At 65.4% G+C, this 25160-nt stretch carries 23 protein-coding genes; 11 read left to right on the plus strand and 12 right to left on the minus strand.

The window, feature by feature from the left end; genetic code table 11:
- Positions 1-303: hypothetical protein (locus QQS52_RS05770; protein WP_472772984.1), on the plus strand; the 303-nt coding region annotated here is incomplete at its 5' end.
- 151 nt (positions 304-454) lie between these two features.
- Here the strand turns inward: QQS52_RS05770 and QQS52_RS05775 are convergent.
- The 8 genes from QQS52_RS05775 to QQS52_RS05810 all read right to left on the minus strand — a co-directional run bounded on the left by QQS52_RS05775 (position 455) and on the right by QQS52_RS05810 (position 8459).
- Complete coding sequence (locus tag QQS52_RS05775) at positions 455-2086, minus strand: ABC-F family ATP-binding cassette domain-containing protein (protein WP_472772985.1); 1632 nt, start codon at positions 2084-2086, stop codon at positions 455-457.
- Between the two features lie 92 nt (positions 2087-2178).
- On the minus strand, positions 2179-2586 hold the full coding sequence (locus QQS52_RS05780; protein WP_070768020.1) for a metal-sulfur cluster assembly factor: 408 nt from the start codon (positions 2584-2586) through the stop codon (positions 2179-2181).
- Positions 2586-3035 carry a Fe-S cluster assembly sulfur transfer protein SufU gene (gene sufU / locus QQS52_RS05785; RefSeq protein ID WP_472772986.1) on the minus strand — a complete coding sequence of 150 codons (450 nt, stop codon included), beginning with the start codon at positions 3033-3035 and terminating at the stop codon, positions 2586-2588. Before sufU ends, QQS52_RS05780 begins: the two co-directional genes overlap by 1 nt.
- Complete coding sequence (locus tag QQS52_RS05790) at positions 3036-4280, minus strand: cysteine desulfurase (protein WP_472772987.1); 1245 nt, start codon at positions 4278-4280, stop codon at positions 3036-3038. It abuts the gene before it with no gap.
- Between the two features lie 11 nt (positions 4281-4291).
- Complete coding sequence (gene sufC / locus QQS52_RS05795) at positions 4292-5050, minus strand: Fe-S cluster assembly ATPase SufC (RefSeq protein WP_472772988.1); 759 nt, start codon at positions 5048-5050, stop codon at positions 4292-4294.
- 41 nt (positions 5051-5091) lie between these two features.
- Positions 5092-6258 (minus strand): Fe-S cluster assembly protein SufD, encoded by a 1167-nt coding sequence (gene sufD, locus QQS52_RS05800; protein ID WP_472772989.1) that lies wholly within the window; start codon positions 6256-6258, stop codon positions 5092-5094.
- A gap of 5 nt (positions 6259-6263) precedes the next feature.
- Positions 6264-7709: a Fe-S cluster assembly protein SufB gene (sufB, locus tag QQS52_RS05805; RefSeq protein WP_368526515.1), complete on the minus strand. Its 1446-nt coding sequence runs from the start codon at positions 7707-7709 to the stop codon at positions 6264-6266.
- Between the two features lie 30 nt (positions 7710-7739).
- Entirely contained in the window at positions 7740-8459 is a 720-nt protein-coding gene (locus tag QQS52_RS05810) for a helix-turn-helix transcriptional regulator (RefSeq protein ID WP_472772990.1), read from the minus strand.
- A 188-nt stretch (positions 8460-8647) separates the two neighbouring features.
- Here QQS52_RS05810 and mptB point away from each other — a divergent pair, with 188 nt between their 5' ends.
- From mptB to QQS52_RS05835, 5 genes are all read left to right on the plus strand, one after another.
- Positions 8648-10411, plus strand: coding sequence for a polyprenol phosphomannose-dependent alpha 1,6 mannosyltransferase MptB (gene mptB, locus QQS52_RS05815; RefSeq protein ID WP_472772991.1), 1764 nt, complete (start codon positions 8648-8650; stop codon positions 10409-10411).
- A 6-nt stretch (positions 10412-10417) separates the two neighbouring features.
- Complete coding sequence (locus QQS52_RS05820; protein ID WP_472772992.1) at positions 10418-11350, plus strand: ABC transporter ATP-binding protein; 933 nt, start codon at positions 10418-10420, stop codon at positions 11348-11350.
- 10 nt (positions 11351-11360) lie between these two features.
- Positions 11361-12173 carry an ABC-2 transporter permease gene (locus QQS52_RS05825; RefSeq protein ID WP_472772993.1) on the plus strand — a complete coding sequence of 271 codons (813 nt, stop codon included), beginning with the start codon at positions 11361-11363 and terminating at the stop codon, positions 12171-12173.
- Between the two features lie 74 nt (positions 12174-12247).
- On the plus strand, positions 12248-13312 hold the full coding sequence (locus tag QQS52_RS05830; protein WP_472772994.1) for a COX15/CtaA family protein: 1065 nt from the start codon (positions 12248-12250) through the stop codon (positions 13310-13312).
- A gap of 19 nt (positions 13313-13331) precedes the next feature.
- On the plus strand, positions 13332-14297 hold the full coding sequence (locus tag QQS52_RS05835) for a quinone oxidoreductase family protein (protein WP_472772995.1): 966 nt from the start codon (positions 13332-13334) through the stop codon (positions 14295-14297).
- 105 nt (positions 14298-14402) lie between these two features.
- On the opposite strand, the gene QQS52_RS05840 is transcribed toward QQS52_RS05835, so the two are convergent.
- Positions 14403-15332, minus strand: coding sequence for a heme o synthase (locus QQS52_RS05840; RefSeq protein WP_472773084.1), 930 nt, complete (start codon positions 15330-15332; stop codon positions 14403-14405).
- A gap of 446 nt (positions 15333-15778) precedes the next feature.
- Between QQS52_RS05840 and tkt the strand changes: the two genes are divergently transcribed.
- The 5 genes from tkt to pgl all read left to right on the plus strand — a co-directional run bounded on the left by tkt (position 15779) and on the right by pgl (position 22442).
- Positions 15779-17854 carry a transketolase gene (tkt, locus tag QQS52_RS05845; protein ID WP_472773085.1) on the plus strand — a complete coding sequence of 692 codons (2076 nt, stop codon included), beginning with the start codon at positions 15779-15781 and terminating at the stop codon, positions 17852-17854.
- Positions 17855-17911: 57 nt separating this feature from the next.
- A complete protein-coding gene (gene tal / locus QQS52_RS05850; protein ID WP_472772996.1) occupies positions 17912-19009 on the plus strand; it encodes a transaldolase in 1098 nt (365 codons plus the stop codon).
- A gap of 244 nt (positions 19010-19253) precedes the next feature.
- Complete coding sequence (gene zwf, locus QQS52_RS05855; RefSeq protein WP_472773086.1) at positions 19254-20705, plus strand: glucose-6-phosphate dehydrogenase; 1452 nt, start codon at positions 19254-19256, stop codon at positions 20703-20705.
- 27 nt (positions 20706-20732) lie between these two features.
- A complete protein-coding gene (locus QQS52_RS05860; protein ID WP_472772997.1) occupies positions 20733-21665 on the plus strand; it encodes a glucose-6-phosphate dehydrogenase assembly protein OpcA in 933 nt (310 codons plus the stop codon).
- 18 nt (positions 21666-21683) lie between these two features.
- Positions 21684-22442: a 6-phosphogluconolactonase gene (pgl, locus tag QQS52_RS05865; protein WP_472772998.1), complete on the plus strand. Its 759-nt coding sequence runs from the start codon at positions 21684-21686 to the stop codon at positions 22440-22442.
- A 114-nt stretch (positions 22443-22556) separates the two neighbouring features.
- Here pgl and secG read toward each other — a convergent pair whose 3' ends face one another.
- From secG to QQS52_RS05880, 3 genes are all read right to left on the minus strand, one after another.
- Complete coding sequence (gene secG / locus QQS52_RS05870; protein WP_070768004.1) at positions 22557-22790, minus strand: preprotein translocase subunit SecG; 234 nt, start codon at positions 22788-22790, stop codon at positions 22557-22559.
- A gap of 183 nt (positions 22791-22973) precedes the next feature.
- Positions 22974-23756: a triose-phosphate isomerase gene (gene tpiA, locus QQS52_RS05875; RefSeq protein ID WP_472772999.1), complete on the minus strand. Its 783-nt coding sequence runs from the start codon at positions 23754-23756 to the stop codon at positions 22974-22976.
- Between the two features lie 68 nt (positions 23757-23824).
- Positions 23825-25042 (minus strand): phosphoglycerate kinase, encoded by a 1218-nt coding sequence (locus QQS52_RS05880; RefSeq protein ID WP_472773000.1) that lies wholly within the window; start codon positions 25040-25042, stop codon positions 23825-23827.
- Positions 25043-25160 lie beyond the last annotated feature (118 nt).

Here is a 25160-nt window from a genome sequence, read left to right on the forward strand (position 1 = left end):
GGACATGGTGGTAGATTACCTTTCTTCCAGCCCGACTGGGCTGGATATCAGGTGTCCACCAAACAGGGGTCAGGTCCGGCCCTGTGGCATACAAACCTCCCTCCAAGGGCTCACTGGGTACATGAAACCATCCACTCTAACGTGGGACTTTCCCCTCAAGAAAAAGTTAAAGCAGAAAACGGATTTAAGTATGCTCCTCCTGTAGCTCATCCGCCCGTTGACCCCCAGACCCCAGACACTCATAAAGAAAAACGAAAAAGCTATTCTGATATGTCCTCACTATCAAGCTCAAGTCATTTTTAAACATCAATGCTCCGAGTAAAAAAGTATACCTAAAAGCACCGCCGCGGCTGCCTTCCTGGCACCCAGCGGCGGTGCTTTTTGTCTCGAACTTTCCCGCTACTATCCCGCCGCCTGGGCACACGGCCGGCAGGCAGTGCAAGCGGTGTGGCGTTTAGGCCAGCTCGACGATCTCCATGTACTCGTCCGACCAGAGGTCCTCGTCGCCGTCGGGCATGATGATTACCCGCTCGGGTTCAAGGGCCTTGACCGCACCCGGGTCGTGGGTCACGAGGACGACGGCACCGGTGTAGGTGCGCAGGGCGTCTAGGACCTGTTCGCGGGAGATCGGGTCCAGGTTGTTGGTCGGCTCGTCCAGCAGTAGGACGTTAGCGCGTGAGGAGACCAGCGTGGCCAAGGCCAGGCGGGTCTTCTCACCGCCGGAAAGCGTGCCAGCGGGTTGCTCCAGCTTGTCGCCGGAGAACATGAACGCGCCCAGCAGACCGCGCAGGTCCTGCTGGCCGGCCTCCGGACAGGCCTCGATGGTGTTTTCCCACACGGTCTTGTCGCCGTCGATGGTGTCGTGCTCTTGGGCGAAGTAGCCGATCCGCAGGCCGTGGCCGCTGACGATGCCGCCCTCTCCGTCGGTGCGCTCCACCCCGGCCAGCAGCTTGAGCAAGGTGGTCTTGCCCGCGCCGTTAGTGCCCAGCACCACCACGCGGGTTCCCTTGTCGATGGCCAGGTCAACGCCGACGAAAACCTCCAGGGAGCCGTACATCTTGGTCAGCCCCTTGGCGTTCATCGGGGTCTTGCCGCAAGGCGCGGGCTCCGGGAACTTGATGCTGGCGAACTTGTCGCTCACGCGCACCTCGTCCAGTTCGTTCATCATGCGGTCGGCGCGGGCGAGCATCTGCTTCGCGGCTGCGGCCTTCGTCGCTTTCGCGCCCAGCTTCGCGGCCTGCTTGTGCAGCGCGGCGGCCTTCTTCTCCGCATTGGCGCGCTCGCGGCGCCGGCGGGCCTCGTCGGTAGCACGCGCGTCGAGGTACTTCTTGTACCCCATGTTGTAGACGTCGGCCTCGGCGCGGACCGCGTCCAAAAACCAGATCTTGTTGCAGACGGCATCAAGAAGCTCCACGTCGTGGGAGATCATGATGAGGCCGCCCTCGTGCTTGGCCAGGAAGCCGCGCAGCCAGGTAATTGAGTCCGCGTCCAGGTGGTTGGTGGGCTCGTCCAGCAGCAGGGTCGTGTTGGACTTGCCCGCGCCCGCGGTGGCGGAGAAGAGAATTTGAGCTAGCTCCACGCGGCGGCGCTGACCGCCCGACAGGGTCTTTAGCTGCTGATCCAGCACGCGCTGCGGCAGACCCAGGTTATCGCAGATCTGGGCGCACTCGGCCGCGGCCTCGTAGCCGCCCAGCGCCTGGTAGCGCTCTTCCAGGCGCGAAAACTTGGCGATTGCCTTGTCGCGCTTGTTGTCGTCGTCCGTGTTTTCCATGATGTGCTGCTGCATTTCCATGGAACGCTGGATTTCGTCTAGGCCGCGGGCAGAGAGAACGCGGTTGCGGGCGGACTGCTCAATATTGCCCTCCCGGGAGTCCTGCGGCAGGTAGCCGATGGGCCCAGAAGTAGTCACCGAACCGCCGTAAGGCTCCGTCTCCCCCGACAAAATGCGCATTGTGGTGGTCTTTCCGGCGCCGTTGCGGCCGATTAGCCCGATACGGTCCCCCGGCTGGACGCGCAGGTGCTGCCCCGGGGCGTTGAGCAAAGTGCGGGCGCCGACGCGAACTTCCAAGTCATTGGTAACAATCACAACCCGCTAGTCTATCAACTTCCGCGCAGCACAAAGCCAGGCCCCCTGGACGAGCAGAGGAACCTGGCGGAGTGTGAGAAAAGGAGTCTAGCTTAGACGGCGAACCCGAGGGCCTGGAGCTGTTCGCGCCCCTCCTCGGTGATCATGTTCGGACCCCACGGCGGCATCCAGACCCAGTTGATTTCCAACTGGTCGGCTACCTTGTTGCCCACGACCGCCTGTTCGGCCTGTTCGGCGATAATGTCGGTCAACGGGCACGCCGGAGAGGTCAGCGTCATGTTAACGACGGCCTTTTCTTTGCCCTCGTTTTCTTCCATCCAGATCTCGTAGACCAAGCCGAGGTCGACGACGTTGATGCCGAGCTCGGGGTCGATGACGTCACGGAGGAACTCAGCGACGTCGTAGGCCTTCGCGATCTGCTCCTCAGTCTGCTCGGGGCGCTCGCGGCCCCCGTCGAAGCTCGAAGACTCGTTCTGGTACGGGTCAGTGGGCTGGGTCATTAGTGCTCCAATTCGTTGAGTGCGTCGCCTGCAGCGGCTTGGAATGCCTTCCAGCCTAGCAACGCGCATTTGACTCGGGCTGGGTATTGAGAAACCCCGGCGAAGGCCACGCCGTCGCCGATGATTTCGTCGTCGCCCTCTTCCTTGCCGCGGGAGGTCACCATCTTCTCGAACTCGGCGAGCTTCTGGCTAGCCACCTCCAGCGGCTGGCCCACAATCTCCTCGGCCATGACCGAGGTCGAGGCCTGCGAAATCGAGCACCCTTCCGCGTCGTAGGAAATGTCCTCCACGGTCTTACCGTCCTCGGACAGCTTGACGCGCAAGGTCAGCTCGTCGCCACAAGACGGGTTCACGTGGTGAACCTCGGCCTGGTGGCCCTCCCGCAGGCCCTTGTACTGCGGGTTCTTGTAGTGATCCAGGATCACCTCTTGGTACATCGAATCCAGCATCTACACCACTCCAAAGAATTCTTGCGCCTTCTTGATGGCGGCGACCAGCTGGTCGACTTCTTCGCGCGTGTTGTACAGGTAGAAGCTCGCGCGGGCCGTGGACTGCACGCCCACCGCGCGGTGCACCGGCCACGCGCAGTGGTGGCCCACGCGGATGGCGACGCCCTGGTCATCGAGCACCTGGCCCATATCGTGCGGGTGCACGCCGTCGACGAGGAAGGAAATGGCCCCGCCGCGGCGATCCGCCGTCTTCGGACCCACGATGGTCAGGCCGTCGATCTGGTTCAGCTGTTCCAGCGCGTACTCGGTCAGTTCCCGCTCGTGGGCCTGGATGTTGTCCATGCCGATCTCGGACAGGTACTTGACCGCCGCGCCCAAGCCGACGACCTGGCTGGTCATCTGGGTACCGGCCTCGAAGCGCTGCGGCGGCTCCGCGAAGGTGGTGCCTTCCATCTTGACGACCTCGATCATCGAGCCGCCCGTCAAAAACGGCGGGAGGGCCTTCAGGTGCTCGGCCTTGCCGTAGAGCGCGCCGATGCCGGAGGGCCCGCACATCTTGTGCCCAGAGAAGGCGGCGAAATCCACATCGAGCGCGTGGAGGTCGACCGGCATGTGCGGGACGGACTGGCAGGCGTCCAAGACAGTGAGCGCCCCCACGGCCTTCGCGCGGGAAACGATCTCCGCGACGTCGGCGACGGCACCCGTCACGTTGGACTGGTGGGTGAACGCGACAACCTTGACGGACTCGTCCAGCTCCAGGGAGTCCAGGTCGATCCGGCCGTCCTCGGTGACCGAGTACCACTTCAGGGTGGCGCCGGTGCGCCGCGCCAGTTCCTGCCACGGAACCAAGTTGGCGTGGTGCTCCAGCTCGGTGATGACGATGGTGTCATCGGCCGTGACGGTCAAGTCGCCGGCGCGGTCGTCCCCCAGTACGTAGGCCACCTCGTTCAGGGCCTCCGTCGCGTTCTTGGTGAACGCGATCTCGTCTCGGTCGGCGCCCACGAAGGCGGCGATCGCCTGGCGGGCCGATTCGTAGGCGTCGTCAGCTTCCTCGGCCAGCTGGTAGGCGCCGCGGTGGACAGGTGCGAAGGTGTGCAGGACAAAGTCCTCCTCCGCCTTCCACACCGGCAGGGGCCGCTGCGAGGTCGCCCCGGAGTCGAGGTAGACCAGCGGCTTATCCCCGCGCACGGTGCGGCTAAAGACGGGGAACTGCGCCCGAATAGCTTGAGTATCTAGTGCTGACATAGTCTCCGGCTTTACTTGACGAACTTGTCGTAGCCCTCGGCCTCGAGCTGGTCTGCCAGTTCGGCGCCGCCGGTCTTAACGACCTGGCCGTGGGCGAATACGTGGACGTAATCCGGCTTCACGTAGTTGAGGATGCGCTTGTAGTGCGTAATCAGCAGGATGCCGCCGTTGGTCTCTTCCTGGTACTGGTTGATGCCGTCGGAGACAATCCGCAGCGCGTCCACATCGAGGCCGGAGTCGGTCTCATCCATGATGGCCATCTTCGGCTTCAGGATATCCAGCTGCATAACCTCGTGGCGCTTCTTCTCGCCGCCGGAGAAGCCCTCGTTCACAGAGCGGTGGGCGAAGGACTTGTCGATCTGCAGCTGCTCTCGGGCCGCGGTCAGTTCCTTGTTCCACTCGCGCAGCTTCGGGGCCTCGCCGCGGGTAGCGGTGACGGCGGAGCGCAGGAACTGACTCATCTTCACGCCCGGGACCTCGGTCGGGTACTGCATGGCCAGAAAGAGGCCGGCGCGGGCGCGCTCGTCGACTTCCATGTCCAGCACGTTCTCGCCGTCGAGGAAAACTTCACCCTCGGTGACCTCGTACTTCGGGTGGCCGGCGATGACGTAAGACAGGGTGGACTTGCCGGAGCCGTTCGGGCCCATGATGGCGTGGGTCTCACCGGAGTTGATGGTCAGGTTCACGCCCTTGAGGATCTCCTTGGGCTCTTCGCCCTCTTCGTTCGGGAGCACCTGGGCGTGGAGGTTCTTGATTTCCAGAGTTGACATAGCGATTTAATCTTTCTGTTGCGTGGGTTTCAGCAGGGGCGCTAGGCGTTGATCTTCGCTAGCTCGTCAGAAACACGGTTTTCCAGCTCTTCGCGCAGGGACTCGACCGGAATGCGGTTGATGACCTCGTTGAAGAAGCCGCGGATGATAAGCCGGCGGGCCTCGGCCTCCGGGATACCGCGGGACATGAGGTAGAACAGCTCCAAGTCATCGAAGCGGCCGACGGTGGCAGCGTGGCCGGCGCCGGTGATTTCCCCGGTCTCGATCTCCAGGTTGGGGATCGCGTCGGCCCGCGCACCGTCGGTCAGGATGAGGTTGTTGTTCGTCTCATAGGTGTCGGTACCCTGCGCGTCGGCGCGGATGAGAACGTCGCCCACCCAGCAGGTGCGGGACTCGGCCTTCTTATCGCCCTGCAGCGCGCCCTTGTAGAGTACGCGGGAGCGGCAGTTCGGCACGGAGTGGTCGACCAGCATGCGGTTTTCGAAGTACTGGCCAGAGTCCGCGAAGTAGACGCCGAGCAGCTCGACGTCGGCGCCCGGGGCGCTGAAGGTCACGCGCGGGACGATGCGCACGATCTCGCCGCCGAAGATGGCGGAGTTGTGGCGCAGGGTGGCGTCGCGGCCCATCTTGATCGCCTGGTGCGACAGGTGGACTGCGTCGTTGTCCCAGTCGGCGTCGACAATGACGGTGACGTGGGCACCGTCGCCGATGACGAACTCGACGTTGTCAGCGTGGGTGCCAGAACCCTCGTACTTGAGCACGACGGTGGCCTCGGCGTGGTGGCCGACCTCGATGCAGGTGGCGCCGAAGCTGGTGACGTCGTCGCCGCGGCCGGTGATCGTCACGATGGTCGGCTCGCTAAGCTGTGCTTCCGGTTCGATGGTGACGATCTGGGCCTCCGGCATGGAGGTCCACGCCTGGGCTGCCACGCGGTCGGTGGGCTTGCCGGCCCGACCCAGCCGCTCGTCGGTGGGAGCGACCGTCTCGGTGCGGACTTCATCCGGACCGGTGACCTTCACGTCCTGGGCTACGGCCTCAGCAAACTCGCCGTTGTGCAGGCCGCGAAGGTTGCGCAGGGAGATAAAGCGCCACACCTCGTCGCGCCCCTTCGGGATGTCGAAGTCCGCCACGTCGAAGGAACCGAAGAGATCACCCTTGGTGACCTGGTTCGGGTTCTTACGAGCAGAAAATTCGTTTGAGTTCACCATCGGGACTAGCCCACCGATCCTTCCATCTGTAGCTCGATGAGGCGGTTGAGCTCTAGGGCGTACTCCATCGGGAGCTCCTTGGCGATAGGCTCAACGAAACCGCGCACGATCATTGCCATTGCTTCTTCTTCCGCGATGCCACGCGACATCAGGTAGAACAACTGCTCCTCCGACACCTGCGAGACGGTCGCCTCGTGGCCCAGGGTCACGTGGTCGTTGCGGATATCGTTGTAGGGGTATGTGTCCGAACGCGAGATGCTGTCGACCAGCAGGGCGTCGCACTCCACGTTGGAGGTGGAGTGGTGCGCGTTCTGGTTGACCTGCACCAGGCCGCGGTAGGCCGCGCGCCCGCCGGCGCGGGCGACGGACTTGGACACGATGTTCGAGGAGGTGTGCGGCGCCATGTGCGTCATCTTCGCGCCGGTGTCCTGGAACTGGTCCTCGCCGGCGAAGGCCACGGAGAGCACCTCGCCACGGGCGTGCTCGCCGGTCAGCCAGACGGCCGGGTACTTCATGGTCACCTTGGAGCCGATGTTGCCGTCGACCCACTCCATGGTCGCGCCCTCTTCGCACTTGGTGCGCTTGGTCACCAGGTTGTAGACGTTGTTCGACCAGTTCTGGATGGTCGTGTAGCGGCAACGGCCGCCCTTCTTGACGATGATCTCCACGACGGCGGAGTGCAGAGAGTCCGACTTGTAGATCGGCGCGGTGCAGCCCTCGACGTAATGCACGTAGGCGTCCTCATCGACGATGATGAGGGTGCGCTCGAACTGCCCCATGTTTTCCGTGTTGATGCGGAAATAAGCCTGCAGCGGGATGTCCACGTGGACTCCCGGCGGAACGTAGATAAAGGAGCCACCGGACCAGACGGCGGAGTTCAGCGAGGAGAACTTGTTGTCGCCGGCCGGGATGACCGTGCCGAAGTACTCCTTGAACAGCTCCTCGTGCTCGCGCAGCGCGGTGTCGGTATCAACGAAGATAACGCCCTGGCGCTCTAGGTCCTCGCGGATCTGGTGGTAGACGACCTCCGACTCGTACTGGGCGGCGACGCCAGCCACCAGGCGCTGCTTTTCGGCGTCCGGAATACCCAGCTTGTCGTAGGTCTCCTTAATGTCGGCGGGCAGATCATCCCAGGTCTGGGCCTGCTCCTCGGTCGACTTGACGTAGTACTTGATGTTGTCGAAGTCGATACCGGACAAATCCGCGCCCCAGGTCGGAATCGGCTTCTTCTCGAAAATGTTGAGGGCCTTAAGCCGCTGGTTGAGCATCCACTCGGGCTCGTTCTTCTGACGCGAGATGTCACGAACGACCTCCTCGCTCAGCCCACGACGTGCCGATGCGCCGGCCACGTCCGAGTCGTGCCAGCCATATTCGTACGCACCGATGGACTCGATGATCTCATCATCGGTCATCTTGGCCTCGGTACCCGGCGCAGATTGTGCCTGAGTCATGACCCGCTCCTTTCTCACTGCGTGTGAAGATTAGTTGCGTTGATTAATAATTGGTGTCAAGGGGATGTTAGTCGTGCAGATCCCGTGGCCGTCCGCGATGGAGGCCAAAGGCTGCACGTGCTTGCCTAACAGGGCGGAAAAGACCTCCTGCTCCGCTTCACACAACTCGGGGTGCTCCGCTGCCACGTGAGCCACGGGGCAATGGTGCTGACAAATCTGCACTCCGTGTCCCGCGCTGGTCACGGTGGCGGCGTAACCGTGGTCGTCCAAGGCCGCGGCGAGCTCCGCCGCGATCTCTTCCACGGATTCGTCCTCCTGGACCAAGGGTTCCACGTCCGCCAGCAACCGCTCCATACGGGCTTTCGCAAATTGCTTGACGGCCGCAGAGCCGCCGACTTCCCGAAGGGCTGTCAGCGCCTCGGAGGCGAGTTCGTCGTAGGCGTGCCCGAACTGGGCCCGTCCCTTGTCGGTGAGGCGGAAATGTTTGGCGGGGCGCCCGCGCCCGGCCGGTTCCCCGTACTTGGGATGCGGCCGGCGGTGGACCACCTCCGTCAAATCCTCTTCCACCAGGATGTCTAGATGGCGTCGCACGCCCGCGGCGGACAGCCCCAGGCGCTTTCCCAGGTACGAAGCGGTGACCGGACCGTCCTTGAGCAGCAAAAGCATGACTTGGCGACGGGTATCCCCCTCCATGGAGCGAGACTCCTTTGCCCGGCTGGCCGCCGCGGCAGCTCGCGCCTTCTCAGTCATGTCTTCCACCTCCTTGCGCACTCGCCGTGCACACTTAACAAGTCGTATCCGAGTCAGCCCCATCGGTACCCGGGCTAACACTTTAGACAACACTAGTGTTCCCTAATTCATTCCCGAATGCCACCAACGCTGGTTATCGGCGCGCCGCCCCCCGGCCCCCGCAGCCTGAATGCGTAAAGTAGACGCCGATGAAAAAGATGTTCGCCGACGGTCTCGCCTCGCTGAGATCCGCACTTCCCCGCCTGGGCACGGCCGGTTCCCGGTCGGCGTTGCTGCACACCAGCGACGAGCCGACCTCCCGCGCGCAACGCGCAGAAGGCGGCGAGAAGGGCGCTCGCTTCGACCTGTTGCCGGTCGACCCCGTGGGGGGTAGCCGGGGGCAATATCCCGTCAGCCACCTGCGCGGCTTTTTCGTCCTGCGCTGGATGGGCACCGTAGGCGCCTTACTCATCGCCTTCGGCGGCCTGGGCGCGGGCGCGGTGCCGGTGGTCGGCAACCCTTACGACAATGTCCCCTTCGGTTCACTGATGTCCCGCATGCTGCAGACCGCCTCCGCCCTGGTCTTTCTGGGCGTGGCCCTGCTGGTGGTGGCCTGGGTGCTAATGGCGCCCTACGTGGGCGCGCCCCTGCGCCGGACGCAGCGGACTCACCCGGCCATCGCCCCGCACCTTATTTGGCGCACCTTCGCCGGCTGGGTCATCCCGCTTATCCTGACCGCTCCCCTGTTCACCCAGGACATCTATTCCTACCTGGCCAACGGCTCCATCGTCGTAGCCGGGTTGGACCCCTATTCGGCGGGCCCGGTGCAGCTGCTGGGACCGGAAAACGAGCTGGCCCGGTCCGTGCCGTTCATCTGGGCGAATTCGCCCTCCCCGTACGGCCCGGTCGCCCTGGGGCTGGCGGGCGCGGTCAGCTGGCTGACCCAAGACTCCATCCTCCTGGGCGTTATTGCCCATCGCTTACTGTCCATCCTGGGCGTCGGCGCCGCCGGCTGGGCGCTGACCCGGCTGGCGCTGCGCTGCCGGGTGAAGGTCGCCACGGCCCTGTGGCTGGGTATACTCAACCCGTTGACGGTCCTCCACCTCATCGGCGGCATTCACAACGAGTCCATCATGCTGGGGCTCATCCTGGTTGGCGTCGAGTGCGGCCTCCGCGCCGCCGACCGGGTGGCGGACTTGCCGGCTAACGCGGGGCTGAACAGCCCCGCCGGGCGCGCTATCGCCGGCTACCTGACCCTGTCCGTCGCGCTCATCTCCTGCGCCGGCATGGTCAAGGTCACCGGCTTTATCGCCCTGGGCTTCGTCGGCATGACCCTGGCCCGCACGTTGGGCCGCCAACGCGGCGCCAGCCCCCTGCGGGCCATCGCCTGCTCTGCCACCCTCCACCTGGTCCTCCTCATTGCGACCATCGCCGCGGTCACCCTGCTCACGGGCATCGGCCTGGGCTGGATCACCGGCCAGGGCGGCGCGGCCACCATCCGGTCCTGGATGTCGGCGACCACCTCGGTGGGCGTAGGCACCGGCTTCCTGGGAATGCAATTGGGGCTGGGCGACCACACCGACGCCATCCTCTCAGTCACCCGCACCCTGGGCGTCTTGGTGGCCGGCGTGTTCATGATGCGCATGCTCTTTGCCACCTTCCGCGGCTCCATCCACTCGGTCGGCGGGCTCGGGGTCTCCACCCTGGTGCTGGTCGTCTTCTTCCCGGTGGTCCACCCCTGGTACATCCTGTGGGCGGTCTTTCCGCTGGCCGCTTGGGCCAACCGCCTGGTCTTCCGCGCCACGGTGGTCGGCTACTCGGCCATCGTCAGCTTCTTCGTCCTGCCCCGCGGCCTAGGGCTGCCGCCGATGACCATCCTGCTCATCTACCTTGCCGCGGCGGTAATGTTCGTCATAGTCGGCGGAATCTGGTGGGTGCTATTACGCCGATCGCGGGTCGATCTCCTAAGGTAGTGCGGTGTGACTAAAACTTTCGATGGATCTTTAGCGTTAGAGCTCCGCGGGGTACACAAGACCTACGGCGGCAAACCCGCTGTCAACGGGCTCGACCTGCGCGTTCCGCGCGGGCAGATGCTCTGTCTGCTCGGGCCGAACGGTGCCGGCAAGACCACCACCATTGAAATGTGCGAGGGGTTTATCTCCCCCACCTCCGGCTCCATCCGCGTGCTGGGACTGGATCCCACCACGCAGGCGGACCAAGTGCGCGCCCGGATCGGCATCATGCTCCAGGGCGGCGGGTCCTATTCCGGCATCCGCGTGCGCGAGATGCTGCACCTGGCCGCCAGCTACAACCAGAACCCGCACGACCCGGACTGGCTGATGGAGCTGCTCGGCCTCGAGGGCGTGGCCCGCAATACTTACCGCCGGCTCTCCGGCGGCCAGAAGCAGCGCCTGTCCCTGGCGCTGGCAATCATCTCCCGGCCCGAGCTGGTCTTCCTCGACGAGCCGACCGCAGGCATGGATGCCCAATCCCGGCTGGCCGTCTGGCGGCTTATCGATGCCCTCAAGCGCGACGGCACCACCATCGTGCTGACCACCCACCTCATGGACGAGGCCGAGGCCCTGGCGGACTACATCACCATCATCGACCAAGGCGAGCTGATCGCTGAGGGCACCCCCAGCGAGCTGATGACGCGTACCGCGAACCCGCAGGTGACGGTCTCGACCAATGAGGCCATCGACGTCGAGAGCTTCGCCCGTGACTCCGGCATCGGCCTCGACCTGGTCCGCCCCCTGCACTACCGCGTGCACGCCGCGGGCACCCCGGAACTTCTGGTCCGGTTGACCCAGGCCCTGGCCAGCCAGGGGGTCCTGGCGCACCGCATCGACACCGCCCACCGGAACCTCGAGGACGTCTTCCTCGATCTCACCGGCCGAGAACTACGCAGCTAAGGGGAAAGCCATGTATACACCAACCACACCTGCTGATTCCACCCGGGCCGCAGGGCGCGCCGCTGATTTCCCGCCGGGTACCTTCCGGCCGGCCCCGCAGCGGGCCTCGGTGGCCCAGCTGGCCTGGGCTCAGGGGGCCATCGAGTCCAAGCTGATGCTCCGCCACGGCGAGCAGTTACTACTGAGCATCATCATCCCGGCGCTTTTGCTCTTCGGTGCGGCCCGGATGTCGCTTTTGGCGGACGGGATGAGCCTCGATCAGATCTTCCCGATGGTGCTCGCCGTGGCCGCCACCAGCGCAGGATTCACCGGGCAGGCCATCTCCCTGGCCTTCGACCGGCGCTACGGCGCCCTGAAGCGCACCGGCGCCTCTGGCGTGCCCGCCTGGACAATCGTGACCGGGAAAATCATGGCGGTACTGTCGATGGTCACCGTCCAGGTATTCGTCCTCGGCGTCATCGCCGTGCTCCTGGGCTTTCGGACCAGCTGGCTGGGCGTGCTGCTGGCGCTAGTCATCCTGCTGTTCGGCGTGGCCACCTTCACCGCCCTAGGCCTCATCCTGGGCGGCACGCTGTCCTCCGAGATCGTCCTTGCGCTGGCCAACCTCATCTGGTTCCTGCTGCTCGGCGTGGTCGGCTGGACGATGTACAGCCAGGGCCTGGGTTCCAACGGCCTGCTCAACGTGCTGCCCACGGTGGCCCTGGCCGGTGGACTGGCCGACGCGTTCGCCGGTGACCTACCCTGGGTACAGATGCTTGTCCTGGCCGCCTGGGCGGGTGCCGCGTCGTTGGCGGCGGCCAAATGGTTCCGGTTCGAAGGCTAAGTGTGAGTTATTTCTAAAAACCCAGCTTGAGACCTACTTTTCTTTTTAGTTCGACGTGAGTACGGAGTACCCTAATGACCGTGAGTGACAACGTGACAACCCCTGCTTCCCCCACCTCGGGTGATACCCGCCCCGGGTTCTTTTCCCGCCTAGGCGACTTCGTCCGCAACGGCGTGCCCAGCCTGCGCCAGCAGCGCATCATCGCGTTTATCCTGCTGCTGTGCCAGGGCGGCATTACGGTGTCCGGTTCCATCGTCCGCGTGACCGGCTCCGGCCTGGGCTGCGTGACGTGGCCTAATTGCCACCCCGGTTCGCTCGTCCCGCTGGAGGGCACCGCGCCGCTAATCCACCAGTTTATCGAGTTCGGCAACCGCCTGCTGACCTTCGTCGTACTGGCGGCCGCCCTGGCCGCCGCCTTCGCCATGCACCGCGCGCGCCGCCGCAAGGAGCTCAAGGTCTACGCCTGGATTTCGGTCGCCGGCATCTTCGTCCAGGCGCTGATCGGCGCGCTGTCGGTCTTCCTGAAGCTGAAGTGGTGGGCCGTGGCCATCCACTTCCTGCCGTCGATGGTCCTGGTCTGGATCGCCGCGCTGCTGTACACCCGCCTGCGCCAACAGGACGATGGCACCCCGACCCAGGCCTTCCCGCGCACCATCCGCACCCTGGCCGCCGTCGCCGCGGCCGCCCTGGCCGTCGTGCTCATCACCGGAACCTTCGTCACCGGTTCGGGCCGCCACGCCGGCGACGCCGAGGAGGGCATGCTGGGCCGCCTTCATCTGGACACCGAGTCCATGGCTGTCGTCCACGCGATGTGCATGTACGTCTACCTGGCCCTGACCTTGGTCGTCATCATCCTGCTCTACCGCAACCGCGTTTCCCGCCGGCCGCGCAACATCGGCTGGTACCTCGTGGTGGCTATTTTGATTCAGTGGGCCATCGGCGTCATCCAGTTACGCCTGGGTATTCCCCGCTGGACCATCCCGGTCCACATCGGGATGTCCTCCCTCGTCACCGCGCTGACCGCGGCACTCTACGCCTACGGCTTCGTCCGTACCGGCGGCACCGAGGACCTGGAAACGGGCTCGGTCGAGGGTGATAAGCGCTACGCCGATCGCCAAGCTGCCCTCGCCGCGCGCTAAAAACAGTTAACGTGGGTGTATGCATGCTATTCAAGTAAAGCGCACTGGCGGCCCGGAAGTACTGGAGTACGTGTCCGTGGATGCCCCCGCCCCCACCGACAACGAGGTTCTCGTGGATGTCGAGCGGGCGGGGGTTAACTATATCGACACCTACTACCGCGAGGGCATCTACAACGCCAACGTCCCGTTCATCCTCGGCCTGGAAGGCGTCGGCCGCGTCAGCCACGATCCCCGCGGCGAGATCGCCGAAGGCACGCTGGTGGCCTGGCACCACGCCTTCGGCTCCTACGCCGAGCAGGTCTGCGTGGACCGCAACCGCATGGCCCAGGTGCCGGACGATTTCCCGCTGAATATCGCCGCGTCCATGATGCTGCAGGGCATGACGGCGCACTACCTCACCCACGGCGTCTACCAGCTAGAGGAAGGCTCCACCTGCCTGATCACCGCCGGCGCCGGCGGCGTGGGTCTGCTGGCCACCCAGATGGCCAAGTACTTAGGCGCCACGGTCTATTCGGTGGTCTCCTCCGATGAGAAGGAACAGCTGGCCTACGAGGCCGGCGCGGACCAGGTCTTCCGTTACTCCGACGTGCTGGCCGAGCAGGTCCGCCGTTTCAACGGCGGCCAGGGCGTCGACGTGGTCTACGACGGCGTCGGCCAGGCCACTTTCCAGGAGTCCCTCGAGGTCGTCCGCCCGCGGGGCACCGTCTGCCTCTTCGGCGCGGCCTCCGGCCCGGTAGAGCCCATCGACCCGCAGGTGCTCAACACCCACGGCGCCATCTTCCTGACCCGTCCCTCGCTAGCCGCCTACACGGCTTCCGATGCCGAGTTCCAGAAGCGATCCCAGGCCGTCGTCGAGATGATCCGCAGCGGCCACCTGACCCTGCGCGTGAGCAAAGAGTACCCGCTCGAGCAGGCCGAGCAAGCCCACCGCGACCTGCAGGCCCGCAAGACCACCGGCTCCATCGTCTTAAACCCCCGCGCCTAACGCCGTAGACGCTTAAAACCCAGCCCGTCCTACCCCTGGTGGAAGAATCCACCGGATGGTAGATGGGCTGGGTTTCGTGCTGCTGCTTCCAAGCTTCCGCGCGGTCTAGAAGCCGAGGGCCTCGCCGACAGTCTGCCAGCCCAGCACGGCGTCGATGGACAGGCCGATAAAGAGCACGGACAGGTAGTTGTTCGAGTAGATGAACAAGCGCATGGGCTTGACCGTCTGCCCGCTCTTGACGCCCTGGTGCAGGCGGATGGCCATCCACAGGAAGGCGGCGCCGGAGATCACCGCGACCACCAGGTAGATCCAGGAGGTGGCCGGGACGATCAGCCAGGACACGATGACGGTGCCGATGGTGTACCAGACAATCTGGCGGGTGACCTCCTGGTCGGAGGCCACCACGGGCAGCATCGGCACGCCGGCGCGGCGGTAGTCCTCCTTATACTTCATTGCCAGCGCCCAGGTGTGCGGCGGGGTCCAGAAGAAGATGATGAGGAACAAGACGATGGCTTGCCACCACTGGCCCGGCTCGTCGGCCGAGGCGTTGTCCTTGATGACGGCCCAGCCGACCATCGCCGGCATGCAGCCGGCCAGCCCGCCCCAGACGATGTTCTGGGCGTTGCGCATCTTCAAAAACTTCGTGTAGACGAAGACGTAAAACAGGTTCGTCAGGATGACGAAGAAGGCGGCGAGCCAGGAGTTGGCGATGACGCCGAGCCAGAAGATGGACAGCGCCAGCATGATCCAAGCGAAGATGGCGGCGTTGCGCTTGCTGATCTTGGCGCGGACCAGCGGGCGGGCGCGGGTGCGCTGCATCTTCTGGTCGAGGTCGTAGTCCACCACGTTGTTGAACGTGTGGGCCGCCGCCGCGCCCATCCAGCCGCCGAAGAGCGTGGAGAGGATGAGCCAGATGTTGTCGCTGACGGCCTCGAAACCGCGCTGCGCCTGGAGCATCGCCGGAATTGCTGCGACGAGGAGGAGTTCGATGATCCTCGGTTTAGTCAGCGCAACATAGGCCTTGATGGTCTCCAAGGAATCATCCTCCAGCGTCCTGGGCACGAGCGGGTTGGTGGTCAAAAGGCGGCCGAAAAGGCCGCAGCTAAATGGTCGCCCCTACGCGGGCGATAGTTCCGCGCACGCCGTGATTCGTTACCAACTTCACAACGCCGGCGGGTGGGCAGGATTATTAGGGCATCTGGCGGCCCAGCCGCGCCCCGCAAGGGGGTGTGCTGATCCAGCCCCAGCCTTCCCTATCCCTGCCAGCCTACAACGTTTGGCGGATAAACCTTAAATTCTCCCCAACGTCGTGGCGCCGCCAACCATTTCTCCCCCGGCTTCGGTGGATGCCTCGGCAGGTGCTCCCTTGGGGACGCAAAGTTCACTAGACTGAGGGAGGAGTTTTCTAAGCACTTAAGACACCGAGCTAGTAAGGACCATTTACCGTGTCGGAAATTACCTTGTCGCCTGAGCTGCAGGCCATGACCGAGCGCCGTTACCCCGAGGATTGGAGCGACCGTGACACCCGCGCGGTCGACACCATCCGCGTGCTGGCCGCCGACGCCGTACAGAACTGCGGTTCCGGGCACCCGGGTACCGCGATGTCACTGGCGCCGCTGGCTTACACGCTGTACCAGCGGATCCTACGCCACGACCCGCAGGATAAGGACTGGGCCGGTCGCGATCGCTTCGTTTTGTCCGTGGGCCACTCGTCCCTTACCCAGTACATCCAGCTCTTCCTGGGCGGTTTCGGCCTGGAGATGGACGACCTGAAGGCCCTGCGCACCTGGGGCTCGCGCACCCCGGGTCATCCGGAGGTCCACCACACCGACGGCGTCGAAATCACCACCGGCCCGCTGGGCCAGGGCCTGGCTTCCTCAGTGGGCATGGCCATGGCCGCCCGCAAGGAACGCGGGCTCTTCGACCCGGAAACACCGGCCGGCGAGTCCCCCTTCGATCACTTCGTCTACGTCATCGCTTCCGACGGCGACCTGCAGGAGGGCGTGACCGCCGAGGCCTCCTCCCTGGCGGGCACGCAGCAGCTGGGCAACCTGATCGTCTTCTGGGACGACAACCGTATCTCCATTGAGGACGACACCAACATCGCCTTCAACGAGGACGTCGTGGCCCGCTACGAGGCCTACGGCTGGCACGTCCAAACCGTCGAATCCGGCGAGGACGTCGTGGCCATCGAAAAGGCGGCGCGCGAGGCCCAGAAGGTCACCGACAAGCCCTCCTTCATCCGCGTCAAAACCGTCATCGGCTACCCGGCGCCGAACAAGATGAACACCGGTGGCGCCCACGGCGCCGCGCTGGGCGACGACGAGGTCGCCGCCACCAAGGAGATCCTGGGTTTCGATCCGCAGGAGAGCTTCCACATCGACGCCGACGTGCTCGAGCACACCCGCAGCCTGGTCGAGCGCGGCGCGCAGGCCCACGCTGCCTGGCAGGAGCGCTTCGACGCCTGGGCCGAGAAGAACCCCGAGGCCAAGCAGCTCTTCGACCGGATGCAGGCCCGCCAGCTGCCGGAGGACTTCGGGGCCGAGCTGCCGACCTGGTCCACCGAGGACAAGCCGCTGGCTACCCGCAAGGCCTCGGAGGCGACCATCCAGGCGCTGGCCGCTGCCCTGCCGGAGATGTGGGGCGGGTCGGCCGACCTGGCCGGTTCCAACAACACCGTGATCAAGGGCGCGGATTCCTTCGGCCCGACTGCTATCACCACCGACGCGTGGTCCGCCCAGCCCTACGGCCGCAACCTGCACTTCGGCATCCGCGAGCACGCGATGGCGGCGATCATGAACGGGATCGCCCTGCACGGCAACACCCGTGTCTACGGCGGCACCTTCCTGATCTTCTCCGAGTACCAGTTCCCGGCCATCCGCCTGGGCGCCCTGATGTCCACGGACACCTACTACGTCTGGACCCACGACTCCATCGGTCTGGGCGAAGACGGCCCGACCCACCAGCCGGTCGAGACCCTGGCGGCCCTGCGCGCGGTGCCCAACCTGGCGGTGATCCGCCCAGCGGACGCGAACGAGACCGCCCAGGCATGGGCCGCCGCCCTGGAGCGCCCGGCCGCCCCGAAGGGCCTGTCGCTGACCCGCCAGAACCTGCCCATCCTGGACGGCACCGCCGACAAGGCCGCCGAGGGCGTGCGCCGCGGCGCCTACACCCTGGTCGAGGCGACCGGCGGGGAGCCCAAGGTCATCCTGATCGCCACCGGCTCCGAGGTCCAGTACGCCGTCGAGGCTGCCAAGGTCCTCGAGGAGCAGTCCGTACCCACCCGCGTGGTCTCCGCGCCGTGCCTCGAGTGGTTCGAGGAGCAGGACGCCGACTACCGCGAGCAGGTGCTGCCGGCCAAGGTCCGGGCCCGCGTGTCTGTGGAGGCCGCGGTGGCCCAGCCGTGGCACAAGTACACCGGCACCTTTGGCCGCAACATCTCCCTCGAGCACTACGGCGCCTCGGCCCCGGCGGAAGAGCTCTTCGAGAAGTTCGGCTTCACCGCCCAGGCCATCGTAGAGGCCGCCCAGGAATCCCTGGCCGCCGCCCGCGGCTAGTTGTTGCCCAGCCCGTTCGAACTACCTAATCCGAGCATTTCCTTAAGGAGAGCGCACATGAACAACGTTGACAAGCTCGCCCAGATGGGCACCTCGACGTGGCTGGACGACCTGTCCCGCCAGCGTCTGCAGTCCGGCAACCTCCGCGAACTCATCGACACCAAGAGCGTGGTAGGGGTCACTACCAACCCGACCATCTTCGCCAAAGCCATGTCCCAGGGCACGGCTTACGATGCCGACATTGCCAAGCTCAAGGAGCAGGGCGCGGCGGTAGACGAGGCCGTCTACAGCCTGGCCATAGATGACGTGCGCTCCGCCTGCGACGAGCTTCACGACGTCTTCATCGATAGCAACGGCGAGGACGGCCGCGTGTCCATCGAGGTCGACCCCCGCATCTCTGACGACGCCGAGGCTACCTTGAACCAGGCCCGCGACCTGTGGAAGAAGGTCGATCGTCCCAACGCGATGATTAAGATCCCGGCGACCGACGGCTCACTGCAGGCCATCGAGGACGCGTTGGCGGAGGGAATCTGCGTCAACGTGACCCTGATTTTCTCCCTGAAGCGTTACGTCAAGGTCGTCGACCGCTACAAGGAGGGCATCCGCCGCGCGGAGGCCGCCGGCCTGGACGTAACCAAGATTTTCTCGGTCGCCTCGATTTTCATCTCCCGCATCGACACCGAGGTCGACAAGCGCCTGGAGGAAATCGGCACCCCCGAAGCACTGGAGCTGCGCGGCCAGGTCGGCCTGGCTGAGGCCAAGCTCTGCTACGGCTTCTTCGAGTCCGCCTTCCTCCACCCGGAGCGCCTGCCCGCCCCAGATCCGCTGCCGGCCGGCGCGAATTTCCAGCGCCCGCTGTGGGCTTCTACCGGCGTGAAGAACCCGGAGTACCCGGCCACCCTGTACGTGACCGAGCTGGCCGGCCCGGAGACCGTCAACACCATGCCGGAGGCTACCCTGGACGCATTCCTGGACGCGGACGTGCGCCTGGGTGACGCCCTGACCGGCATGCTGGAGACCGCCAACAGCACCTGCGGGCGCGCGGGGCAGCTGGTCTCCCTCGAGGAGGTCTACGAGCAGCTCGAGCAGGAGGGCGTCGACAAGTTCGTGGCCTCCTGGAACGAGCTGCTGGAGACCATGTCCGCGAAGCTCTAGTACCCGCCCTTCGCTCGCCCGAAGGTGGGCAGGGTATCCCTGCCTAGGGCCGCGATTCGCAGCGCACCGCCGAAGTTAACCGGCGGTGCGCTCCTCGCTACAATGGGTAACCGCAACGTTAAAATAAATATTGTCTTCTTAATCTCCGGCGAAAGGATTTCCCGTGTCAGACCCCAGCTCCTGGGACAACCCGTTAAGGGATGAAAGAGACAAACGCCTACCCCGCATTGCTGGCCCCTCCGGCATGGTCATCTTCGGCGTTACCGGCGATCTGGCACGGAAAAAGCTCCTGCCGGCCATCTACGACCTGGCCAACCGCGGCCTGCTGCCGGCCGGGTTCACCCTGGTCGGCTACGGCCGCCGCGATTGGGACAAGCAAAAGTTCGCCAACTACGTCCTGGACGCCGTCCAGGCCGGAGCTCGCACCGAGTTCCGCGAACACGTTAGGCAGCACCTGGCCCAGGGCGTAGAGTTCGTCACCGGCGGCTTCGACGACGCCGGCTTCGACAAGCTCTCGGCCCGCCTGAGCCAGCTGGACACCGCGCGCGGCACCGGCGGCAATTGGGCCTATTACCTGTCCGTCCCGCCGGAATTTTTCTCCAGCATCTGCCACCAGCTCGAGCGCGTCGGCATGGCCAACAGCTCGGACAACACGTGGCGCCGCGTCATCATCGAAAAGCCCTTCGGCCACGACCAAAAGTCGGCCCGGGAGCTCAACGAGGTCGTCAACGCGGTCTTCCCGGAGCAATCCGTCTTCCGCATCGACCACTACCTGGGCAAGGAAACGGTCCAGAACATTATGGCGCTGCGCTTTGCCAACCAGATCTTTGAGCCAATGTGGAACGCCCACTACATCGACCACGTGCAGATCACCATGGCCGAGGACATCGGGCTGGGCGGCCGCGCCGGCTACTACGACGGCATCGGCGCCGCCCGCGACGTCATCCAGAACCACCTGCTGCAGCTGCTGGCGCTAGTGGCCATGGAGGAGCCCTCCTCCTTCGAGCCGGAGGCCCTGCAGGCGGAGAAGACCAAGGTGCTGCGCGCCACGACCCCGGTGCACCCGCTGAACAAGACCACCGCCCGCGGCCAGTACACCGCCGGGTGGCAGGGCTCGGAATACGTCAAGGGCCTGCGCGAGGAGGAAGGCTTCGATCCGGAGTCGACGACGGAGACCTACGCGGCCTGCACGCTGGAGGTTAACTCCCGCCGCTGGGGCGGCGTGCCGTTCTACCTGCGCACCGGCAAGCGCCTGGGGCGCCGCGTGACCGAGATCGCCTTGGTCTTCAAGCACGCACCACACCAGCCCTTCCAGAACGGCCAGGCGGATGCGCTGGGTCAGAACGCCGTGGTGATCCGCGTGCAGCCGGACGAGGGCGTGACCATGCGCTTCGGTTCCAAGGTGCCGGGCTCCACGATGGAAGTCCGCGACGTGAACATGGACTTCGCCTACGCCGAAGCTTTCACCGAGGAATCCCCGGAGGCCTACGAGCGGCTTATCCTCGACGCGCTGCTGGACGAGTCCTCACTCTTCCCCACCAATGAGGAAGTCGAGCTGTCCTGGGCGATCCTGGACCCCATCCTCGATTACTGGGCCGCGGCCGGCCGCCCGGACGAGTACCCGGCCGGCACCTGGGGCCCGGAGTCCGCCGACAAAATGTTGCGCCGCCGGGGCCACTCCTGGCGCCGTCCTTAAGAGTTCGAGCGAAAAGAGACATTTGCCATGATTATCCCCTTGCCAGATACCACCACGCGCGACATCTCTAGGAAGCTGGTCGAGGCCCAGGAGCACTACACGCTGACCACCGGCCGCGTGCTGACCCTGATTGTCTCCGCATACCAGGGCGATGACATCAACGTCATCCTCGACTCCATCCGGGACGCCTCCCACGAGCATCCGGCCCGCGTGCTGGTTGTCATCTCCGAGGACCCGGCGGCCGAAACCAGCCTGGACGCCGAGCTGCGCGTCGGCGGCGAGGCCGGCGCCTCCGAGATCGTCATCATGCGCCTGCACGGCGAGCTCGCTCACCAGGCTGAGGCCGTCGTCACCCCGCTGCTACTGCCTGATACCCCGATCGTGGCCTGGTGGCCGACGCGCTACCCGGACTCGCCGGCCGAAGCCCCCATCGGCGGCCTGGCGCAGCGCCGCATCACGGATATCGCCCATTCGGAAGGCCCCACCCCACAGATGCTCCAGCAGCTCTCCGACGGTTACCAGCCGGGCGATTCGGACATGTCCTGGGCGATGATCACTCTGTGGCGCGGCATCGTGGCTTCCGCCCTGGACCGCCTGCCGCACGAGCCAGTCGGCTCCGTGACCATCTCCGGGCCCCAGTCGCACCCGGCCGTGGATCTGGCCGCCGGCTGGCTGGCCGACCGCCTGGGCGTGGCCGTGCGCCGCGCCGCGGACGACCCGAGCCTGCACCACCACTTCCCCATCTCCAAGCTCATCTTCCACCGGGATTCCGGGGACATCAGCCTGACGGTGGTCGACCACGGCAGCGTCGAGCTGGCCGTGCCGAACTCGCCCACCTCGCTGGTGGCACTGAGCGTGCGTTCCCAGGCCGAGGTGCTCGCCGAGGAGCTACGCCACTTGGACACCGATCAGATTTTCGCCAACGCTCTGCGCGCCCTGCCGCGCGTGAGCTACGTCTAGAAAGGAAGGCACGCGCAGATGGTCGATATTCACCGCGTTTCGGACAAGGCCGCCCTCACAGAGCAGGTCGCACTCGATTTCATAGATCTGGTCGCCGCCTGCCAGGCGCCCGGCGGCGGACGCCAGGGCGACGGGGTCGCCCGCGTGGTGCTGACCGGCGGTAGCGCCGGCATCGGGATGCTCGAGCAGCTGCGCCGCCTTGCCGACGCCGCGCAAGCCCAAGGCGAGGATTTCCCGGCCTTGCAGGTGGACTGGTCCCGTGTGCACGTCTTCTTCGGCGACGAGCGCAACGTGGCCGTCGATGATCCCGAGTCCAACGAGGGCCAGGCCCGCGCCGCCCTGCTCGATCACATCGACATCCCGGATTCCCACATCCACGGCTACGGCTTGGGCGAGGCCGACCTTGAGCAGGCCGCCGCGGATTACGCCGCGGTGCTAAACGAGTACGCCCCGCGCGGTTTCGACCTCCACCTTTTGGGCATGGGTGGTGAGGGCCATATCAACTCGCTTTTCCCCCACACCCCGGCGGTGCGGGAGCAGGAAAGCCTGGTGGTCGCAGTGACCGACTCTCCCAAGCCCCCAGCCGAGCGTGCCAGCCTGACCCTGCCGGCCATCCGCCGCGCCGAGCAGGTCTGGCTGCTGGTCAGCGGGCAGGAAAAGGCCGAGGCCGCCCAGCACGTCATCGACCGAGCCGACGCCCTCGACTGGCCGGCCGCCGGCGCCCAGGGCGAGCGCTCCACCCGCCTCTACCTGGCCGACGACGCCGCCGCGCAGTAGCCAGGAAAGCCAGTCACTACCGACAAAAGCACCGCCTACCTGGGGATACCAGCTAGGCGGTGCTTTTATATGCGCGGCGTGTGCGGCGGCGCGGAAGCTCCCCGCCGACCACGTTTAGCTGTAGGCGGTGATAAGGTTCAGACCGATCACGCAGCCGAGCCAGATGATGACCAGCACGACGGTCACGCGGTCCAAGTTCTTTTCCACGACGGTGGAACCGGACAGGTTAGACTGAACCCCGCCGCCGAACAGGCTAGAGAGTCCGCCGCCTTTGCCCTTGTGGAGCAGGACGAACACAGACATCAAGACTGCTGCGATAACCAGGATGATCTGCAATGCCAGGGTCATTAAAATTCCTTGCTTCTCGAAGAGGCCGAAAGGTCTGGGCGCCGGCCAGCGGGCGCGGTCAACACGCGGCACGCTCCAGCGCTTTTGTACTCCGGCTAGTCTACACCACCTGCCACCAAGGCAGTAGTAGCGCCCCGCCGAAGCCCCGGCACCGCAGAGGCGGCCCCGGGGCGGGTGGCTGTATTAGTTGACGGCGTTGCCGGCGTTGGCCACCAGCTTGGCGAAGTCCTCGCCCACCAGGGAGGCGCCGCCGACCAGGCCGCCGTCTACGTCCGGCTGGCTGACCATTTCGGCCGCGGAGTCGACCTTCATGCTGCCGCCGTAGAGGATGCGCATCTCCTGCGCGGTCTCCTCGCCGGCCAGCTCACCCAGCACACCGCGGATGGCGGCGCAGACTTCTTGCGCGTCGGCGGCGGAGGCAACCTTGCCGGTGCCGATAGCCCAAACCGGCTCGTAGGCCACGACGACCTTGGCCAGCTGCTCCTTGTCCAGGCCGGCCAGGGAGTTGCGCGTCTGGTTGACCACGAAGTCCACGTGGGTGCCGGCCTCGCGCACGTCGAGCGGCTCGCCCACGCAGACGATCGGGCTAATGCCCTGGCTCAGTGCCGCCGCGGCCTTCTGCGCCACGGTCTCGTCCGTCTCGTAGTGGTACTGGCGCCGCTCGGAGTGGCCGACGATAGCCCAGCTAGCCCCCAGCTTGGACAGCATGTGGGCGGAGACCTCGCCGGTGAAGGCGCCGGACTCATGGCGGGAGACGTCCTGCGCGCCGTAGGTGATCTTCAGGTTGTCCCCGTCGACTAGGGTCTGGATGGTGCGCAGATCCGTGAACGGCACGAGGAAGGCCACGTCCGCCTTCTCGTAGTATTCCTTCGGCAAGGAGAAGGCGAATTTCTGCACCGAACCGATGGCCTCAATGTGGTCGAGGTTCATCTTCCAGTTGCCCGCAATAAGCGGTTTACGTGCCATGACGTGGTGGTCCTTTCTTAGGGGTTTAAACGGAGGCTGCCCGCGCGGTTACGCGGGGCGTGCGAAAGCTAGGCTTCGAGGACGGAAACGCCCGGCAGTTCCTTGCCTTCCAGGAACTCCAGGGAGGCGCCGCCGCCGGTGGAGATGTGGCTGAAGCCGTCCTCGTCCAGGCCCAGGGCGCGCACGGAGGCTGCGGAGTCGCCGCCGCCGACCACGGTGAAGGACCCGTTCGCCTTGGTGGCGTCGATGATGGCCTGGGCCACGCCGGCGGTGCCGCGGGAGAATGCTTCCATCTCGAAAACGCCCATCGGGCCGTTCCAGAACACGGTCTTGGACTCGGCCAGCACGGAGGCAAATTCCTGGACGGTCTTCGGGCCGATGTCCAGGGACATCCAGCCCTCCGGGATCTCGGAGACCGAGGTGGTCTCGTGCTCGGCGTCGGCGGCGAACTCGGTGGCGGAGACCAGGTCGACCGGCAGGACGATCTTGTCGCCGAAGCGCTCGAGCAGGTCGCGGCAGTTGTCGATCTGGTCCTCCTGGAGCAGGGACTTCTGCACGTTGTAGCCCTTGGCCGCCAGCAGGGTGTAGCACATGCCGCCGCCGATGATGATCTTGTCGGCCTTGCCGGCCAGGGCCTCGATGACGCCCAGCTTGTCGGAGACCTTGGCGCCGCCCAGGACGACGACGTAGGGGTGCTCCGGCTCCTTCGCCACGGTGGAGAGCACGTCCAGCTCCTTCTGGACCAGCTTGCCGGCGTAGGCCGGCAGCTTCTTGGCGACGTCGTAGACGGAGGCCTGGGCGCGGTGGACCACGCCGAAGCCGTCGGAGACGAAAGCGCCGTTGTCGGCGGCCAGGGCGGCCAGCTCAGCGGCGAAGGCCTCGCGCTCGGCCTCGTCCTTGGAGGTCTCGCGCGGGTCGAAGCGGACGTTTTCCAGCAGGACGACGTCGCCGTCGTTCAGGCCGTTGGCACGCTCGTGGGCGTCCTCGCCGCAGACATCACCGGCCAGGGCGACGTACTGCCCCAGGGCCTCGGACAGGGCCTCCGCGACCGGAGCCAGGGAGTACTTCGGGTTGACCTCGCCCTTCGGGCGGCCCAGGTGGGCGGTCAGGATGACCTTGGCGCCGCCGTCGACCAGCGCGCGGATGGTCGGCAGCGAAGCGGTAATGCGGCCCGGGTCCGTGATGTTTCCTTCGTCGTCCAGCGGGACGTTGAAGTCGGAGCGCACGAGCACGTGGCGGGACTCCACGCCCTCGGAAAGCAGTTCGTCTAGCGTCTTGAAAGCCATAGTTTTTCCTACTCCTTTGGCGAAATTTGATGCACCTAAAACAATACCGACCCAACGCGGGCGGCGCCGTAAAGTGGGCTGGGCCTGCGCTGGGTCGGTGTCACAGAAAACTGTTTCC

Source organism: Corynebacterium sp. 1103A (assembly GCF_055700955.1).